The sequence below is a fragment of the Trueperella sp. HMSC08H06 genome (assembly GCF_001808465.1).
Classification (GTDB): Bacteria; Actinomycetota; Actinomycetes; order Actinomycetales; family Actinomycetaceae; genus Trueperella; species Trueperella bernardiae.
The window spans coordinates 14,775-31,033 of the sequence record NZ_KV793366.1 but is presented as its reverse complement, the minus strand read 5'-3'; the positions used below and the strand labels follow the sequence as shown (position 1 = coordinate 31,033).

Here is a 16,259-nt window from a genome sequence, read left to right as displayed (position 1 = left end):
GACCGCTACACCACTACACGGGACTTGACCAAAACTGCACCTGGGGCCAAGGCGTAGACACTGACCACAATGCGCTAAATATGAGTCTCGCGCTCCCCCCCCCCGCTGTCAAGATCTCGGCGAGTTCTAGTGATTGTTGCCACACCCTCTCATAAGGGGCATCATGAACAAGGAAGAATTAATAGCTCGCCGGGAACGATACTTCAAGCTTTTTGCAAGCGGCATGAATTTCACCGCAGCCGCCGTTGCTGTTGGGGTATCCAAAAGAACAGGAAAGGTCTGGAGAAACGGACGCACTCGCACCAGTGGACGCAATGAAGCGCCAAGCGTGGATTGGTACCGTGGCGACATGCCAGAGCCCGCACCACTACGCCCCAAAACCCCAAAATACTTGCTAACCACCACTTATTCAAAGCCGTGCAAGACAAACTGGCAAGCATTGGAGCCCCGAGCAGATCCCGGCCTGGCTGGCACGGACTTTCCCGGATAATAAAGCCATGCACGCCTGCCACGAAACGATCTACCAAGCTATATACGTCCAAGCCTAAGAACCGCTCAAACTCGAAGTCACACACGCTCTACGCACCGGACGAAGCCGACGAAACCCACAAGAACATGACCGGGAAATAACACCGCGTTTCCGTGACCCGATGGTCATGATCAGTGATTGTCCCGCCAACGTGGAAGACCGTGCCATTCCCGGTCATTGGGAAGGAGACCTCATATGCGGGGCCGCTAGTAAAAGCGCGATAGGCTGTCTCGTGGAACGCCCTACCCGTTTCACCATGTTGCTTCACCTGCCCAACGGGCACGACGCGTTGGCCGTTGGGCAGGCCGTCATCACGAAAATGCAGCACCTCCCCAAACTGCTACGTAACTCACTGACCTGGGATCAAGGCAGTGAAATGACTCTCCATAAACCAATAACAGCAGCGCTAGACATGGACTTGTACTTCTGTGACCCGCACTCGCCCTGGCAACGCGGAACCAGCGAAAACACCAACGGCCTGGTCCGTCAATACTTCCCCAAAGGAACCGACCTATCCGTCTATTCCGAGGCCTACCTTGACGCCGTCGCCGAAGAACTCAACGACCGCCCACGTAAAACACTAAACTGGGAAAACCATCCGAGAGAATACTCGAACTCATCACTTAAGTGTTGCAACCGCCCCTAGAATCCGATAAGGCGCGCCACCGGCCCCGATGCCTGGAGCCGGCAATGCAAAAGGCTCCGAGCCGAAGCTCGGAGCCATTCTGTACCCCGTACCGGATTTGAACCGGTGTTACCGCCGTGAGAGGGCGACGTCCTAGGCCGCTAGACGAACGGGGCCTTGACGAAGATCGTCGGGTTTCACTTTACACAAAGGGTACGGAAGAGAAAAACCAGCTCAGCGCGACCTCTGTCACATACGAGCACGCACAGCCCCTCCTCCCTTCCGCCCAAAGGTCCCCACGCCAGCCGCTGCCCCCTGCCCCGCGCATATGCAACCTTAATTTCCATACGCAACGGCAAAAAGCCGCCTATTGGCGTTGCATATTGCGGCTTAGTGTTACATCTGCGCAAGCGCGGGAGCTCGGGAACACCGGCGCTCGAGAGCGCGGCAACTCGGCAAGTCGGCAACTCGGGCACTCGACAGCAACGAAAAAGGCTCCGAGCCGAAGCTCGGAGCCAATCTGTACCCCGTACCGGATTTGAACCGGTGTTACCGCCGTGAGAGGGCGACGTCCTAGGCCGCTAGACGAACGGGGCCTAACCCTTGCGGGTGAAGCAACAAGTGATCTTGCTGTTTCGCTGGGGTACCAGGACTCGAACCTAGACTAAATGAACCAGAATCACTCGTGCTGCCAATTACACCATACCCCATGGTGTCACTCCCAAGGAGTGCAACGAATAGATATACTACGCAGGCCTGCGCCTTCACGCAAATCTTTGGGCGTGAAGGGAATCACGCCGGTTGTGAGCTACACTGATCTCAGTATTTTTGCCGCGGAAGGAGGCCCTCGTGAGACTCCGCCACCGGCCGCCCACGCTCCCCTGGGACCCCTCGCGCGTCCGGGTCTACCCCCGCCACCTCGGCCGCGCCGCGGCCCGCCGTCTCGTCGACGCCGTGCGCTTCTCCCCCGACTCCACGGACGGTCGGCCTGCCTGGGCCAGCGACCTGCCGGACATCCCATTCGTCGAGGCGATCCCCACCGCCAACTCTTCGTCGTTTGCCTTCGTCACCATTCCCGCCGCCGACGCCGGCGCCGCCCTCACCGGCCACCTGCCGGTCCCGACCGCATCCTCCCCACTGCCAGAGGTCACTACCTTCATCCGCGCCTTTCATGACGCCGTGCTCGCCTGGCTCACGGCCGCCGACGCCGCGGGAGTGATCACCCCCGCCCTTATTCAGCGCGCAATCAGTGACGCCACTGTCTCCTACGCGTTCGGCGAGTTCCAGAGCATCTGCGTTGACTCCCTCGCCAGCCCCGACCAGCGCTCGGCCATGGACGCGTTCGTTGCCCGCATGCTCGGGCGCGTGGACTGGCAGGCCCGCCCGCTCTCCTACGTCCAGCACCGGCGCAGCGAGGCGCGCCGCACAGTCCGCGCCGGCGAGCCCCTCCTCGAGGACTACCAGTGGTGGATCACCTCCCAGTGCCCGCGCGACGTCTGGCTCGCCTTCGACCCCGTCGACCCCACCGCCTTCGAGCCAGGCGACGTCCCCATCGTCTCGACGTGCGAGGTTTACGGCGACGACGCCGGCGACTTCGCCGTCGACCACCGGCTCACCCTCATCCGGGACGACCTGCGCGTCGTCGAGATCACCAGCGCCGACGACGCCGCCGCGCTCATCTCGCGCTACCCCATCGCACTCGCGGGCAACCCGCAGCTGTACGACGAGTGGGCGGGCATCGACGCACCCATCACCCATGTCCTCGACTGGGAGGCCATCGCCCAGGACTACGACGGGGTGCGGCTGAGCGTACCCGCCGCGCTCGAGATCACCTACGCGCCACTCCCCATCCGCACCCCGTCCGACGCACAAAGCACGAGCAGCACACGAACGGGCATGATCACGGGCTGGACGCCGGGCTCCACGCTCTACCTGCGCGACCCTGGCCGCTAAACGCTCGCGTCGCCATGTGAATTAATTGGACGATTCCGGGGCGATCTTCGTATATGAAAAGACCGCCCCGGAATCGTCCAGATGTTTTTAAAAGTCGCCAGCCGCCGCCAGCACTGCGGGCCAGCCCCGCGCCCCGCCCCTATAGCGTGGCCCGGAAGCGGCGCAGGCGCATGAGCGTTTCGTCCTTGCCGAGGATCGCCATGGAGTCGACCACAGGCAGGGAGACGTTCGTGCCGGTCACGGCCACGAAGAGCGGCTGGAAGGCCAAGCGCGGCTTGAGCTCCAGTCCGCCCACCACGTACTCGTCCACGGCGGCCTTGATCGTCTCCGCGTCCCAGGACTCGGGTGCGATCTGCTCGAAGGCCGCGAGGGCGGCGTCGAGAGCGTCCGGCGCGGAGTCGCGCAGCTTGGCCACGGCCTTCTCGTTGTACTCGATCTCGTCGGCGCCCTTGAAGAGGAAGCCCATGAGTGCGGGCGCCTCGCCGAGGAGCTGGATGCGGGTCTGGACGAGCGGGGTGGCAGCGTCGAGAAGGCGACGCGCCTCCTCATCCGCGGCCTCGTACGACTCAGCCTCAATCACGCCGTCGCACTTCAAGAACGGCACGAGACGCCCGCGCAGATCCTCCACGTCGAGCATGCGGATGTGCTCGGCGTTGATCGCCACGCACTTCTTGTCATCGAAGCGGGCGGGGTTGGGGTTGACATCGGCCACGTCGAAGGCCTCGGCCATCTCCTCGCGACTGAACAGGTCGCGGTCCGCGGCGATCGACCAGCCGAGCAGGCCCAGGTAGTTGAGCAGGCCCTCGGGGAGCATGCCGCGGTCGCGGTGCAGGAGAAGGTTGGCCTCCGGGTCACGCTTGGAGAGCTTCTTGTTGCCCTCGCCCATGACGTAGGGCAGGTGGCCAAACAGCGGGGTCTGCTTGGCCACGTCGATGGCCTTGAGCGCGTCGTAGAGCACGATCTGACGCGGGGTGGAGGAGAGCAGGTCCTCGCCGCGGAGCACGTGAGTGATTTCCATGAGCGCGTCATCCACCGGGTTGGTCAGGGTGTAGAGCGGCTGGCCGTTGCCACGCATAATCACATAGTCGGGCACCGAGCCGGCCTTGAACGTGATCTCCCCGCGCACCAGGTCCTTGAACGTCACGTCCTCATCCGGCATGCGGATGCGTAGCACCGGCGCACGGCCTTCAGCCCGGAAAGCCGCCTTCTGCTCCTCGGTCAGGTCGCGATCGAAGCCGTCATAGCCCAGCTTCGGGTCGCGCCCCGCCGCCCGGTGGCGTTCCTCGATTTCCTGCGGCGTCGAGAAAGATTCGTAGGCGTAACCCGCCTCGAGCAGCTTGGCCGCCACATCCTTGTAGATGTCCATACGCTCGCTCTGGCGGTAAGGGGCGTGCGGTCCGCCAATGCCCACGCCCTCGTCCCAATCCAGGCCGAGCCAGGTCAGGGAGTCGATGATCTGGTCGAAGGACTCCTGCGAGTCACGCTGGGCGTCCGTGTCCTCGATACGGAACACGAAGGTGCCGCCCGTGTGGCGAGCGTATGCCCAGTTGAACAGGCAGGTGCGCACCATGCCCACGTGGGGCATGCCGGTGGGCGAGGGACAGAAGCGGACGCGAACGTTCGAAATTTCAGTGCTCATAGTGTTACTAGGCTACTCCGTATAGATTGGAAACATGAATTTCGACAACACCACGATCGACCGCCTCCGCGCCGCTGGCTCCCTCAAGTGGACCGCCTTCCCCGACCGCATTGGGATGTTCGTGGCCGAGATGGACTTCGGCGTAGCTCCCGCCGTCCGCGACGTCCTCGCCCGCTTCTCGAGCCTTCCCGGCATCGGCTACCGTTCTGCCGCCGACTCTCGCGCTCTCGCCGAGGCCACCTCCGCCTGGATTTCCTCGATCTCCGGTTTCTCTCCCTCGCCCGACGTCGTCCACGCCGTTCCCGACGTCGTCTCCTCGGCTCGCTTCGTCATCGACGCGTTGTCCTCTCCCGGCTCCCCCGTCATCCTGCCCACGCCTGCGTACATGAGCTTCGTGCAGCTCATCCCGGCGATGGGGCGGCCGCTCATCGAGGTACCTTGCCAGTGGGTGGAGGGCCGGCTTGAGCTGAACCTTGCGGGGATACGCGCCGGGTTTGAGGCCGGGGCGCGCGTGCTCATCCTCGTCAACCCGTCTAATCCGACCGGGCGTGTGTACTCGCGCGCGGAGCTAGAGGCACTGGCCGGCGTCGTTGCCGAGTTCCCGGGCGCGATCGTCCTCTCCGACGACATCCACGCCCCCTTCGTCCTCGACGGCCAGTACGTCCCCTACGCCTCAGTTTCTGACGCCGCCGCTTCCCACACCGTCATGGCCATCGCCGCTTCCAAGGGGTGGAACATCCCGGGGCTGAAGTGCGCGCAGCTGGTGGTGACGAACCCGGAGCTCGCGGAGAGGTTGCAGCCGGCATTGGGGTGGGCGGCGAACATGACGTCCACGATTGGCTCGGCCGCAGCCGTGGCCGCCTACACGGACGGGCGGGAGTGGTTGGCCGACGTCGTCGACTACATCCGCGGCAACCGCGACCTGCTCGCCGACGCAGTCGAGCGCTGGCCCGGCGTCACCATGGAGCACATGGAGGGCACGTACATCGCCTGGCTCGACTTCAGCGAGGCCGTCCGAGAGGGGCGGGTCGGCGAACCGGTTGCCACATGGCTGGGCGAGCACGCCGGCGTGGCCCTCACGCCCGGGAGCTCGTGTGGCGCCGGGTATGAGCACTTCGCCCGCGCGATCATCGCCACTCCACGGCCGATCCTGCGCCGGGCGATCGACCAGATCGAGGCCGCGCTCTCCCCTGTAGAAATGCAACGCTAATCCGCAATAGGCAATGCCAAGAGCCGCTTATCGGTGTTGCAGATAGAGGGCGCCCTCAGGTTCACAACTTGTGCCGGGTACAGCCCATTCCAAGCAGGAACCAGGGCCGCCGGCCCACGTTATCGGCGCCCTGGCGGGCGCCCAAGTCATCCCCGAGCACAAGCAAGGCCCTTGCTCTGACCAGCGCAAATACTCTATTCTTGTCCGTTTTATCCGGTTACAGGATTGCGCAGATCGCCAATCCCCTCCACCGAACACACAACCTCCATGCCCGGGCCCGCCGGGATCGACGGGAACGCAGCGCCCGTCAAAAGGATGTCGCCCGGCAGGAGCGTGAACATCGACGAGGCGAGCGCCACCAGCTCAGGCACGGAACGGGTCAGGTCGGCCGTCGTGCCCCTGCCCTTCACCTCGCCATCCACAGCCAGCGTGATCTCCAGGTTCGAAATATCGAGGTCGGTCACTACCACCGGCCCGATCGGGCACGAGGTATCAAAGCCCTTCGCCCGCGCCCACTGCAAGTCCGACTTCTGCGTAAGCCCGTCCGCGACGTCGTTACCCACCGTGTAGCCGAAAATCACCTCGTTCGCGCGCTCCACCGGCACGTCCTTGCACAGGCGAGAGATGACGACCGCGAGCTCAGCCTCATGAATGATGTTCCCCGACCACTCCGGCGCCACAATCGGCACATTCGGCCCGACGACGGCCGTGTTCGGCTTCAAGAATGTGGTGGGCACGGTCGCCGGGTCCGGGCGATAATCGGGCCGGTTGTAGTTGTCACCAAAGCCGATCACCTTCGAACGCGGGAGCATGGGCGCAACGAGGTTCGCTTCGTTGGCGGAAACGATCTGCCCGGTGGGCTTGACCTCGGCGTAGAGCGGGTCATCCGCAAGCACGTGGTAGTTGCCCGTGGTCTCGTCAACGACAGCGAAGCGGGGGCCTTGATCCAGGGAAAGTCGCGCAATCTTCATGATCTCATCCTACCGCCGCACCCCTCCCCACCACGGGAGCTTTGCCAAAGAGCCCCGATCCAATGTGAGGCACCGCATGCCAGCCCTTTCACCTCACCCCCCAAGCTACGGTAACGTAGCCTTATCGGTCGATCGAAGGGGAACCATGGTCAAAAAGCACAGGAACGGCGTCGTTTCCGAAAAGCGCTACACCAAGCCCGAGCCCTGGATGAACATCCCGTGGCTCCTCACACGCCGCCAGGAATCCCACCCCGACCAGGTCTGCATCGAACGCCAAAGCACGCTTGGCGTATGGACGCCGATGACCACCACCGACTACCTCGCCGACGTCGACGCCGTCGCCCGCGGCCTCGTCGCCGAAGGGCTCAGCGAGGGCGACGCGATCGCCATCTTCGCCGCCACCTCCTACGAGTGGAGCCTCATCGACATGGCCGCTCTCAGCGCCGGGCTCGTCGTGGTGCCGATCTACGAATCCGACTCCGCCGAACAGGTGCGCTGGATCCTCGAAAACTCCGCCATCCGCTTCGCCATCACCGACACGCACGCCCAGCAGCTCCTGGTCGAATCCCAGCGCACGCCCCTCCTCGGCCGCGTGCTCGCCTTCGACCAAGACGCCCTGGTCGAGCTCTACTCCCAAGGCGAGAAAGTCGACCAGGCCGAGATCGACGCGCGGCGCGCCCGCCTCACCCTCGACACCCTCGCCACCGTCATCTACACCTCCGGCACCACCGGCCGCCCCAAAGGCGTGGAGCTCACGCACGGCAACTTCGTTGACCTCACCCTCAACACCCTGCCGCACATGCACACCATTATCGACTCCCCCGACACCCGCGTCCTCCTCTTCCTCCCCCTCGCCCACGTCATGGCCCGCGCCGTGTTCTTCTTCGCAATCGGAGGGTGCGGCGTCGTCGGACACACCCCCTCGATCAAAAACCTTCTGTCCGACATCAAGACCTTCAAGCCCTCCGCCCTCCTCGTGGTGCCGCGCGTGCTGGAGAAGATCTACAACGCTGCCGAGGCCAAGGCCGGCTCCGGCCTCAAGCGCAAGATCTTCCGCTGGGCCGCCAATGTCGCCGTCGCCTACTCCGAACGCGGGCGCGGGCCCCTCCGCTCGCTCAAGCACGCGATCGCGAACAAGCTCGTCTTTTCCAAGATCACGAACATCATCGGCGAGAACTGCCACTACGCCGTCTCCGCCGGCGCCCCGCTCGGCAAGCGCACCGGCCACTTCTTCCGCGGCATCGGGCTGACCGTGGTCGAGGCCTGGGGGCTTACCGAATGCACCGGCCCCGCCACCGTCAACACGATCGGCTCCATCAAGATGGGTACCGTGGGCACGCCCATGCCCGCCACCGAAATCAAGCTCAACGACGACGGCGAAATCCTCGTCCGCGGCCCCCAAGTCTTCCGCGGGTACCAGAACAACCCCGACGCTACCGCCGAGGTCCTTGACGACGACGGCTGGTTCCACACAGGCGACCTCGGCGCCCTCGACCGGCGCGGCTACCTCACGATCACCGGGCGCAAGAAGGAAATCATCGTCACCGCCGGCGGCAAGAACGTCTCCCCCGCTGCGCTCGAAGACCCGTTGCGCTCCCACCCGCTCATCTCCCAGATCGTGGTGGTGGGTGACCAAAAGCCGTTCGTCGGCGCGCTCATCACGTTGGACGCCGAGATGCTGCCCGGGTGGCTCGCCGCCCATGATCTGCCGACGATGGACGTCACGCAGGCAGCCCAGCACCCCGACGTGCTCGCCTCGCTCGAGCGGGCGATCACCAAGACGAACAAGGCGGTCTCCCGCGCCGAGTCCATCCGTAAGTTCGCGGTCATCTACCCCGATTTGACCGTGGACAACGGGATGCTCACCCCCTCGCTCAAGGTCAAGCGTGAAGCCGTGGTGCGGCGCTATGCGCGCGAGCTGCGAGAGCTCTACGGGGAGGCGTAGGCCAGCTGCGGCCGGCCGGGCGCGCGGCCGGGTGCAATGAGACTTTCTTGGACGATTCCGCGGCGATCTTCTTATATGAGGAGATCGCGCCAAAAACGTCCAGGATTTTTCAATGGGTGGTGCGCGAGGCGGGACTTGAACCCGCACGCCCGAGGGCACTGGAACCTAAATCCAGCGCGTCTGCCAATTCCGCCACTCGCGCTCACTGAAAGTGTATCGTCGGCGCCACCCATTCCCAAAAGCGCGCCGCCCAAACACCCAGGCAACATGGGCGAGAACCATGAAGGCCTCCGGGGCAGGATGGGGCACGCTCACCCACACCCTGCCCGGAGGCCCTCAACTAGCCGCCCCGGGGCTCGGCCCTACGCGTCGACGCCCAGCTCCCGGCGCACGCGCGCCACGTGCCCAGTGGCCTTGACGTTGTACAGCGGGAGCACGACCTTGCCGTCCTTGCCCACCACTACCGTGGAGCGGATGACGCCCTCCACTTCCTTGCCGTAGTTCATCTTCTTCCCGTACGCGCCCCACTCCTTCATCACGGCCTTGTCCGGGTCAGAGGCGAGCGGGAAGTTGAGCGACTCCTTGTCCACGAACTTGCGGATCGAGTCCACGGAGTCGGGCGAGATGCCGATCACGGTGTAACCGGCGGACTTGAGCGAGTTCTCCGAGTCGCGGAAGTCGCAGGCCTCGGTGGTGCAGCCGGGGGTCATGGCCCGGGGGTAGAAGTAGACGATCACGCCCTGCTCGGCGCGCTCGATCTCTTGCGACAGGGTGACGGGTCCGTCCACCGTGTCAAGGGTGAAGTCGGGGGCCTGTTGGCCAACCGTGAGGCGTACGTCAGACATATTTCCTTCTTTCCTAAGCGTTCAAAAAGAGCCGCAGGCTGATGAGCAAAATGAAGATGATGAAGCCGAGGATCATCGGCACGATCCCCGCGACCGTGGGAAACAGCAGACCCGCTCCGAGCGCGCCCGTGCCCACCCAGTAGGCCGAGTCTTCGCGCCAGCCCCACAGGCCGGCGCCCACCGCCACCGTGCCGAGCACCGCTGTCACGATGAACCCTGACGTCCAGCCCGCCATGCCCACGCTCACCCAGCCGATCACCAGCATGATCGCGCAGAACACGAGCGCCACGCCCATCAAGGGCCTCTCTATTTTCTCCACGCCCCCACTCTGCCACACGCGCACCCTCCACCGGCGCCCCACACGTTCACCGGTGGCAAATTGTCCGATTATCACCCGAACTGGGCCCCCGATGCTGGCACAATCGAAGTATGAGTGACGTTGCATCTTCTGACATGGGCCCGTGGCTGTCCCCCGAGGACCTCACGTACGTGCGCCGTAAGGTGCCGATCCTCTATGTCGACGCCGTGCCGGTCCGCCTTCACGACGACGGCTCGCTCGCCTCCATGGGCCTCCTCCTCACCGTCACCGATGAGGGCCTGACCCGATCGCTGGTCTCAGGCCGGGTGCTCTACCACGAGAAGATCCGCGAGGCCCTGCGCCGCCACCTGGAGAAGGACCTGGGCGAGATGATCCTGCCCCAGATCCCGGCCTCCCTGGTGCCGTTCACCGTGGCCGAATACTTCCCGACGCCGGGCGAGGGCTGGCACGACCCCCGCCAGCACGCCGTGTCCCTGTGTTACATCATCCCCATACTCGGCGACTGCAACGTCTCCTCCGATTCCCTCGAGGTCAACTGGTTCACCCCCGGCGAGCTCCACACCCCCGAGCTCCAGGGCGAGATCCTGCCCAAGCACCTGCACGTGGTGCGCCAGGCGCTCGCCCTACTCGGGCACTGACGCCCGGCTACAGGATCTTTGCGATGTGCGGGGCGAGCGCAGCGAACGCCCGCGCCCGGTGCGAGATCGCGTTCTTGTCTTCCGGGCTGAGCTCCGCGTTCGTGACCCCGTAGCCCTCGGCTTCAAACACCGGGTCATAACCGAAGCCGCCCGTGCCCGCCCGCTCGTAGCGAAGGGTGCCGCGCATCTGCCCCTCCTCGACCACAACGCTCCCGTCCGGCAACGCCAGCGCCGCCGCGCACACGAACCTTGCCCTACGCTGTTCGGGCTTCACGTCGGCCAGCTGGGCCAGCAGAAGATCGAGGTTCGCCGCGTCATCCCCATGCCGCCCGGACCAGCGGGCGGAGAAGACGCCGGGGGCCCCGCCCATGATGTCCACGCACAGCCCCGAATCGTCAGCAATTGCCGGCACGCCGAGCTCGCGCGCCACCTGGGTGGCTTTGATGATCGCATTCTCAGCAAAGGTGGCCCCGTCCTCCACCGGCTCGGGCAGATCCCCCGGCACGGCCTCAAGCACGAAGCCTCCGGGCAGGAGCGGGGCCAGGATCGCCCGCACCTCGGTGACCTTGTGAGCGTTGCGGGTGGCGAGGATCATGCGAACCCTCCCAAAGCCACAGGGCCCTCCGACTCCAGCGCCAGCTTCTGCAGCTGCGCCAATTCCGCATTGCCCTTCGCCGCCAGGTCAAGCAGCGCATCCAGCTCCGCGCGCGAGAACGGGGCTTCCTCCGCCGTGCCCTGCACCTCCACGAACGTGCCCGAGCCAGTCATGACCACGTTCATGTCCGTCTCAGCCCGCACGTCCTCCTCATAGGGCAGATCGAGGCACGGGACCGAATCGATCACGCCCACCGAGATCGCCGAGATCGAATCGCGCAACACCGGCGTTCCGCGCCGCGGCTTGATCCAGCCCTTGTCAATGCCGAACGCCACCGCGTCCGCCAGCGCCACATAGGCACCCGTGATCGAGGCCGTGCGCGTGCCGCCGTCAGCCTGCAGCACATCACAATCGAGTACGATCGTGTTCTCCCCCAGCGCCGCAAAGTCCACCACCGCGCGCAGCGAGCGGCCAATCAGCCGCGAGATCTCCTGCGTGCGGCCGCCCACCTTACCCTTGACCGACTCACGCTGCGATCGCGTGTCCGTAGCGCGCGGAAGCATGGCGTACTCACCCGTGACCCACCCGAGCCCCGAATCCTTGCGCCAGCGCGGCACGCCCTCAGTCAGCGACGCCACACACAGCACCTTCGTGCGCCCAAACTCCACGAACACCGAGCCTTCGCCCTGCTCAAGGTAGTTGCGCGTAATACGAACCGGGCGCAGCTGATCGGTGGCGCGCCCATCTTTTCTACTCATTTCACTCATGCCTTCAGCCTACCCCCCCGCCTCCGACAATTCTTTTCCGCGTCCCGACGCCGCCCACGCACTTTGCATCCAGGCTCACGACACCACCGCCCGGCTCGCGCCCAGCTCACACCCGCTCTGCGGGCCAACGCCCCGGCCAGCACCCCGGCCAACCCGGGCGCCTAGATCTCGTACACTCCCCCGGCCTGCACGGTCTCAACATCGCCGTCGTAAACAGCGCGGGCGTCCTTGACGGTACGCACGGGATTCGTCCACGGTTGCAGGTGGGTGAGCAGCAGCCGTCCCACCCCGGCCTCGCTGGCAACCACGCCGGCGCGCCGGCCGGTCATGTGGATGCCCTCCACGAGGTCGCGTCCCTCTTCGAAGGCCGCCTCGGACAGGAGCAGGTCCACCCCGCGGGCGGCGTCGATAACGGTGGAAACGTAATCCGTGTCGCCCGTGTACGTCATGGTCACGCGCCGGTCGGGATCGGCCTCGGATGGCCCGGTGATCCGCATGGCCACGGCCGGCACCGAGTGCCACCCCGCGAAAAACTTCACCTCCATCGGGCCCACCTTGACCGAGTCGCCCGGCTTGATCTGCTGGAATTCGAATTCACCGGCGTAGGTCTCCTCGAGCGGGTCGTCGGCAATTCCGCGAGTGCGGGCGGCGCCGTCGCCAGGAGAAAACACGGGGATCGGGCCGAGCGCGCCCTCGGGGTACCAGCGCCGGTAGACCTGCATGCCCACGATGTCGGCGCAGTGGTCGGCGTGCAGGTGGGACAGGAACATGCCGTCCAGCCGCGCCGGGTCCGCGTAGCGCAGCAGGTGCCCCATCGCGCCCGGGCCGAAGTCGAGCACGATCGACCACACGCGCTCCTGGCCCGTCTCATCCACCCCGGTGGCCTGGAGCAGGTAGGCCGACGCCGGCGAATCCTTACCCGACATCGAGCCCGAACACCCGATAATGGTCAGTTTCACGATGCTTTTCCCTTCAGCTGGTGGACGCTTGCAACCTCCGGCCCGAGGAACCGGCGGGCAAGGGTTTGGAATTCGTGGGCGTCGCCCGTGGATTGGAAAGTATGAGTGGGGGCCGGGGACTGCGGGTCACGGAGCAAGTCGCGTGCCGTGAGCTCCCGGTACACGTCGCGCGCGGTCTCCTGCGCTGACGACACCAGCGCCACGTCGTTACCCATCACGTAAGAAATCACGCCCGCCAGGATCGGGTAGTGCGTGCAACCGAGTATGAGGGTATCCACCCCCGCGTCCTTGATCGGCGCCAGGTACTCCTCGGCCACCTCGAGCAGCTCCGGCCCAGTGGTGATCCCGTTCTCCACGAACTCCACGAACCGCGGCGCCGCCCGCGACGTGAGCGTAATGCTCGGCACCGCCGCGAACGCGTCCTCATACGCGCGCGACTTAATCGTGGCCCGCGTACCAATAATGCCGATCCGGTTATTGATGGTCACGCGCGCCGCCGCGCGCACCGCCGGGTGGATCACCTCCACCACCGGAATCCCCTTGGAGGCCGTGTAGCGCTCCCGCGCGTCGTGAAGCACAGCCGCGGACGCCGAATTACACGCAATCACCAACATCTTCACGCCCGAATCCACGAGCTCGTCCATGATCCCCAGCGCGAGCCGCCGCACCTGCGCGATCGGGCGCGGGCCGTACGGATTGTTGGCGGTGTCGCCGATGTAGGTAATGGATTCACCAGGCAGCTGGTCCATGATCGCACGGGCCACCGTTAGCCCGCCCACACCAGAATCGAACACGCCAATGGGTGAATCGTTCATATCGTGAATATTACCTTCGCAGGGCTTTATTCCTCACCGCCGTCACCAGTGAATCCTGCCACCAGGTGCTCATGGAATACACGATCGCGAGCACATCGTCCGTGCTGGGTTCGGCGTCGGTATCGCCGCTGTGAAAGGGCCGCACGCGCTCCTCGACAGCCCGGGAGGCGGCGTCATCGTCAATGCCGAGCCTTGCCGCGAGTACGAGCCGCACATCGTTCAGCGCGCTCATCCACGCCGGCGCGTCCTCGTTGGCCACGAGCACGTCCCCGCTCCCGTGCGCCGATTCCAGACCCAGGTAGACGGTCACAAGGTTCTCAATCTTCTGCGACGCCACCGACGTTTCCGTCAGCTCCCGCAGCTTTTTCGCCTCGTCCGGGTCCTCGCTCATGTCAGGCAGGAGATGTTCGACGACGACGTCATACGGGGCCCGCACCCTCGGCTCACCTTCCGCCGCGATCGCGTCCGCGATGTCCACGACGTCGGCCTCCAGTTCCGCGAGCGGATCGTCCGGGTCCACCGTCTGGGACCTACGCTCCGCCTCATGCTCCACGTCCGAGCCGAGCAAATAGACCGCGTCCTTGACGAGGCCGGCAAGGACGCGGCGCTCGTCGTCGTCAATGTGGGCCAAATACCCGCCGCGGGCAATGCGGAAGGCCGTCAGCATTCGGCCTCCTCAATCGTGGCGCGTAAGCCGTACGTGTGCATCTCCTGGGCGTCGCGCTCCATCTGCTCGCGCTGGCCCGTAGAGACAATCGCGCGGCCGGCATTGTGCACTTCCATCATCTTCGCATACGCCACCGAGGGGCCCATCGAGAAGTAGCTTTCGAACACCCACTGCACATACGTCATGAGATTCACCGGGTCATTATGCACAACGGTGCGCCAGCACGACGCCGACTGCTCCAGGCTCGCGCGTGGGCTCGACATCGGTTTTTCGATTCTCTGACTCCCGCTTACCACATTTTCCATAGTAGACCACCGCCCCAGATTCGGTGCGCAAACAAGCAGTGAAACGATGCGGAATCTCTTTGCCAAGAGGGTAACCTTGAAAGCATGACGAATAAGACGAGCACTGCCCTGCTCACTGATATGTACGAACTGACGATGATTGAGTCGGCGATGCAGTCCGGCACCGCGAACCGCCGCTCGGTCTTCGAAGTCTTCGGCCGCCGCCTGCCGGGCCACCGGCGCTACGGTGTGGTCGCCGGCGTCGGGCGCGCACTCGAGGCCGTGAAGAACTTCCGCTTCGGGCCCGAAGAGATTGACTACCTGCGCCAGGCCAACGTCGTGTCCGAAGAGACGCTCGCGTTCCTCACCGACTTCACCTTCTCCGGCGACATCTACGGCTATCGCGAAGGCGAGCTGTACTTCCCCGGCTCGCCCATCATGACCGTAGTGGGCACGTTCGCTGAGACGGTGCTGTTGGAAACCGTGCTGCTGTCCATCCTCAACTACGACTCGGCTGTGGCCACCGCCGCTTCGCGCATGACGATCGCGGCACACGACCGCCCCTGCCTCGACATGGGCGCCCGGCGCACCCACGAATGGTCCGCGGTGGCGGCCGCACGCGCCGCGGTGATCGGCGGGTTCACCGGCACGTCCGACCTGGAGGCAGGCCGCCTGTACGGGATCCGCCCGATCGGCACCGCCGCCCATTCCTTCACCCTCCTGCACGACTCGGAAGAGGAAGCCTTCCGCTCCCAGATCGCCACCATGGGCACTGGCACCACGCTGCTGGTGGACACGTACAACGTGGAGAAGGGCGTGGAGCTGGCCGTGCGCGTGGCACGCGAGGCGGGCGGCGAGCTCGGCGCGGTCCGCATCGACTCGGGCGACCTCGTGGCGCAAGCGTTCAAGGTACGCAAGCAGCTCGACGATCTGGGGGCGACGACGACGAAGATCACTGTCACCTCCGACCTGGACGAGTACGCCATCGCGGCGCTCGGTGCCGCGCCGGTTGATTCGTACGGCGTGGGCACGCGGCTCGTGACCGGCTCCGGCCACCCCACAGCCCAGCTCGTTTACAAGCTCGTGGCCCGCGAGCGCGCGGACGGCACCATGCAGGGCGTGGCCAAGAAGTCCGACTCGAAGACGTCGGTGGGCGGGCTCAAGGTGGCCGGCCGCACCCACGATGAGACGGGCCGCGCGCTCGAAGAGATCGTGGTGGCCGCCGACTCGTGGGAGGAGGGCCTGGCATATCTGGCCGAGCACGAGGCCCGGCCGCTGCAGGTCAAGCTGGTCGAGGGCGGGGTTGTCGACGAGCAGTACGTCGCACGCAACTCCCTAGCTCACGCCGCCGAGCAACACCGCAACTCCCGCGCGGCCCTACCGTACCCGGCCTGGCGCCTCTCCGAAGGCGACCCGGCCCTGCCGACCATCATGGTGGACATCGCAGAGCACCGCGCATAGGAACGCCCGGAATGGGGCGGGGCCGGGTCGCCAGACC

Annotated in this window: 15 protein-coding genes, 4 tRNA genes and 1 pseudogene; 6 read left to right on the top strand and 14 right to left on the bottom strand. The window is 65.2% G+C overall.

From position 1 onward, the window contains the following. Positions 1–184: 184 nt before the first annotated feature. Positions 185–1,156: pseudogene (locus HMPREF3174_RS09580) on the top strand (IS30 family transposase); the annotation flags it as partial. A gap of 101 nt (positions 1,157–1,257) precedes the next feature. Here HMPREF3174_RS09580 and HMPREF3174_RS07545 read toward each other — a convergent pair. The 3 genes from HMPREF3174_RS07545 to HMPREF3174_RS07535 all read right to left on the bottom strand — a co-directional run bounded on the left by HMPREF3174_RS07545 (position 1,258) and on the right by HMPREF3174_RS07535 (position 1,864). Then, positions 1,258–1,330: transfer RNA gene (locus HMPREF3174_RS07545), tRNA-Glu, on the bottom strand. 347 nt (positions 1,331–1,677) lie between these two features. Beyond that, positions 1,678–1,750: transfer RNA gene (locus HMPREF3174_RS07540), tRNA-Glu, on the bottom strand. Between the two features lie 42 nt (positions 1,751–1,792). Beyond that, positions 1,793–1,864, bottom strand: a tRNA-Gln gene (locus HMPREF3174_RS07535). 139 nt (positions 1,865–2,003) lie between these two features. On the opposite strand from HMPREF3174_RS07535, the gene HMPREF3174_RS07530 reads away from it, so the two are divergent. Beyond that, entirely contained in the window at positions 2,004–3,107 is a 1,104-nt protein-coding gene (locus HMPREF3174_RS07530; protein WP_070448315.1) for a hypothetical protein, read from the top strand. Positions 3,108–3,246: 139 nt separating this feature from the next. Here the strand turns inward: HMPREF3174_RS07530 and gltX are convergent, their stop codons facing one another. After that, the gene (gene gltX / locus HMPREF3174_RS07525; RefSeq protein ID WP_070446531.1) at positions 3,247–4,746 is read right to left on the bottom strand and encodes a glutamate--tRNA ligase; all 1,500 of its coding nucleotides are present in this window, start codon (positions 4,744–4,746) and stop codon (positions 3,247–3,249) included. Between the two features lie 34 nt (positions 4,747–4,780). Between gltX and HMPREF3174_RS07520 the strand changes: the two genes are divergently transcribed. Then, positions 4,781–5,956 carry a MalY/PatB family protein gene (locus tag HMPREF3174_RS07520; RefSeq protein WP_070448314.1) on the top strand — a complete coding sequence of 392 codons (1,176 nt, stop codon included), beginning with the start codon at positions 4,781–4,783 and terminating at the stop codon, positions 5,954–5,956. A 209-nt stretch (positions 5,957–6,165) separates the two neighbouring features. Here the strand turns inward: HMPREF3174_RS07520 and HMPREF3174_RS07515 are convergent, their stop codons facing one another. Continuing rightward, entirely contained in the window at positions 6,166–6,927 is a 762-nt protein-coding gene (locus tag HMPREF3174_RS07515; RefSeq protein ID WP_062614230.1) for a fumarylacetoacetate hydrolase family protein, read from the bottom strand. Between the two features lie 145 nt (positions 6,928–7,072). Between HMPREF3174_RS07515 and HMPREF3174_RS07510 the strand changes: the two genes are divergently transcribed. Further along, positions 7,073–8,872, top strand: coding sequence for an AMP-dependent synthetase/ligase (locus tag HMPREF3174_RS07510; protein WP_246783080.1), 1,800 nt, complete (start codon positions 7,073–7,075; stop codon positions 8,870–8,872). Positions 8,873–8,989: 117 nt separating this feature from the next. On the opposite strand, the gene HMPREF3174_RS07505 is transcribed toward HMPREF3174_RS07510, so the two are convergent. From HMPREF3174_RS07505 to HMPREF3174_RS07495, 3 genes are all read right to left on the bottom strand, one after another. Further along, a tRNA-Leu gene (locus HMPREF3174_RS07505) sits at positions 8,990–9,074 on the bottom strand. Between the two features lie 160 nt (positions 9,075–9,234). Then, a complete protein-coding gene (locus HMPREF3174_RS07500) occupies positions 9,235–9,717 on the bottom strand; it encodes a peroxiredoxin (RefSeq protein ID WP_068539403.1) in 483 nt (160 codons plus the stop codon). 13 nt (positions 9,718–9,730) lie between these two features. After that, on the bottom strand, positions 9,731–10,036 hold the full coding sequence (locus HMPREF3174_RS07495) for a hypothetical protein (RefSeq protein WP_143602171.1): 306 nt from the start codon (positions 10,034–10,036) through the stop codon (positions 9,731–9,733). Positions 10,037–10,146: 110 nt separating this feature from the next. Here HMPREF3174_RS07495 and HMPREF3174_RS07490 point away from each other — a divergent pair, with 110 nt between their 5' ends. After that, positions 10,147–10,674, top strand: coding sequence for a DUF4916 domain-containing protein (locus HMPREF3174_RS07490; RefSeq protein ID WP_070448313.1), 528 nt, complete (start codon positions 10,147–10,149; stop codon positions 10,672–10,674). 7 nt (positions 10,675–10,681) lie between these two features. On the opposite strand, the gene rdgB is transcribed toward HMPREF3174_RS07490, so the two are convergent. The 6 genes from rdgB to clpS form a co-directional block, all read right to left on the bottom strand. After that, on the bottom strand, positions 10,682–11,269 hold the full coding sequence (gene rdgB / locus HMPREF3174_RS07485) for an RdgB/HAM1 family non-canonical purine NTP pyrophosphatase (protein ID WP_062614234.1): 588 nt from the start codon (positions 11,267–11,269) through the stop codon (positions 10,682–10,684). Continuing rightward, positions 11,266–12,036 carry a ribonuclease PH gene (gene rph, locus HMPREF3174_RS07480; RefSeq protein ID WP_062614235.1) on the bottom strand — a complete coding sequence of 257 codons (771 nt, stop codon included), beginning with the start codon at positions 12,034–12,036 and terminating at the stop codon, positions 11,266–11,268. The genes rdgB and rph overlap by 4 nt, the downstream gene beginning before the upstream one ends. 161 nt (positions 12,037–12,197) lie before the next feature. Continuing rightward, a complete protein-coding gene (locus HMPREF3174_RS07475; protein WP_062614236.1) occupies positions 12,198–12,995 on the bottom strand; it encodes an MBL fold metallo-hydrolase in 798 nt (265 codons plus the stop codon). Further along, positions 12,992–13,810, bottom strand: coding sequence for a glutamate racemase (gene murI / locus HMPREF3174_RS07470; protein ID WP_082661251.1), 819 nt, complete (start codon positions 13,808–13,810; stop codon positions 12,992–12,994). The genes HMPREF3174_RS07475 and murI overlap by 4 nt, the downstream gene beginning before the upstream one ends. Before the next feature lie 10 nt (positions 13,811–13,820). After that, positions 13,821–14,477, bottom strand: a complete 657-nt coding sequence (locus tag HMPREF3174_RS07465) for a DUF2017 family protein (protein WP_062614237.1) — start codon at positions 14,475–14,477, stop codon at positions 13,821–13,823. Then, entirely contained in the window at positions 14,471–14,740 is a 270-nt protein-coding gene (clpS, locus tag HMPREF3174_RS07460) for an ATP-dependent Clp protease adapter ClpS (RefSeq protein ID WP_068539412.1), read from the bottom strand. Before clpS ends, HMPREF3174_RS07465 begins: the two co-directional genes overlap by 7 nt. A gap of 126 nt (positions 14,741–14,866) precedes the next feature. Between clpS and HMPREF3174_RS07455 the strand changes: the two genes are divergently transcribed. Next, positions 14,867–16,222: a nicotinate phosphoribosyltransferase gene (locus HMPREF3174_RS07455; protein WP_062614239.1), complete on the top strand. Its 1,356-nt coding sequence runs from the start codon at positions 14,867–14,869 to the stop codon at positions 16,220–16,222. Positions 16,223–16,259 lie beyond the last annotated feature (37 nt).

Excerpts from the sequence above, each read along its gene's own strand:
- gltX (WP_070446531.1), bottom strand. The coding sequence starts at position 4,746 with ATGAGCACTGAAATTTCGAACGTTCGCGTCCGCTTCTGTCCCTCGCCC.
- HMPREF3174_RS07520 (WP_070448314.1), top strand. The coding sequence starts at position 4,781 with ATGAATTTCGACAACACCACGATCGACCGCCTCCGCGCCGCTGGCTCC.
- HMPREF3174_RS07515 (WP_062614230.1), bottom strand. The coding sequence starts at position 6,927 with ATGAAGATTGCGCGACTTTCCCTGGATCAAGGCCCCCGCTTCGCTGTC.
- HMPREF3174_RS07510 (WP_246783080.1), top strand. The coding sequence starts at position 7,073 with ATGGTCAAAAAGCACAGGAACGGCGTCGTTTCCGAAAAGCGCTACACC.
- HMPREF3174_RS07500 (WP_068539403.1), bottom strand. The coding sequence starts at position 9,717 with ATGTCTGACGTACGCCTCACGGTTGGCCAACAGGCCCCCGACTTCACC.
- HMPREF3174_RS07490 (WP_070448313.1), top strand. The coding sequence starts at position 10,147 with ATGAGTGACGTTGCATCTTCTGACATGGGCCCGTGGCTGTCCCCCGAG.
- rdgB (WP_062614234.1), bottom strand. The coding sequence starts at position 11,269 with ATGATCCTCGCCACCCGCAACGCTCACAAGGTCACCGAGGTGCGGGCG.
- rph (WP_062614235.1), bottom strand. The coding sequence starts at position 12,036 with ATGAGTGAAATGAGTAGAAAAGATGGGCGCGCCACCGATCAGCTGCGC.
- murI (WP_082661251.1), bottom strand. The coding sequence starts at position 13,810 with ATGAACGATTCACCCATTGGCGTGTTCGATTCTGGTGTGGGCGGGCTA.
- HMPREF3174_RS07465 (WP_062614237.1), bottom strand. The coding sequence starts at position 14,477 with ATGCTGACGGCCTTCCGCATTGCCCGCGGCGGGTATTTGGCCCACATT.
- clpS (WP_068539412.1), bottom strand. The coding sequence starts at position 14,740 with ATGTCGAGCCCACGCGCGAGCCTGGAGCAGTCGGCGTCGTGCTGGCGC.
- HMPREF3174_RS07455 (WP_062614239.1), top strand. The coding sequence starts at position 14,867 with ATGACGAATAAGACGAGCACTGCCCTGCTCACTGATATGTACGAACTG.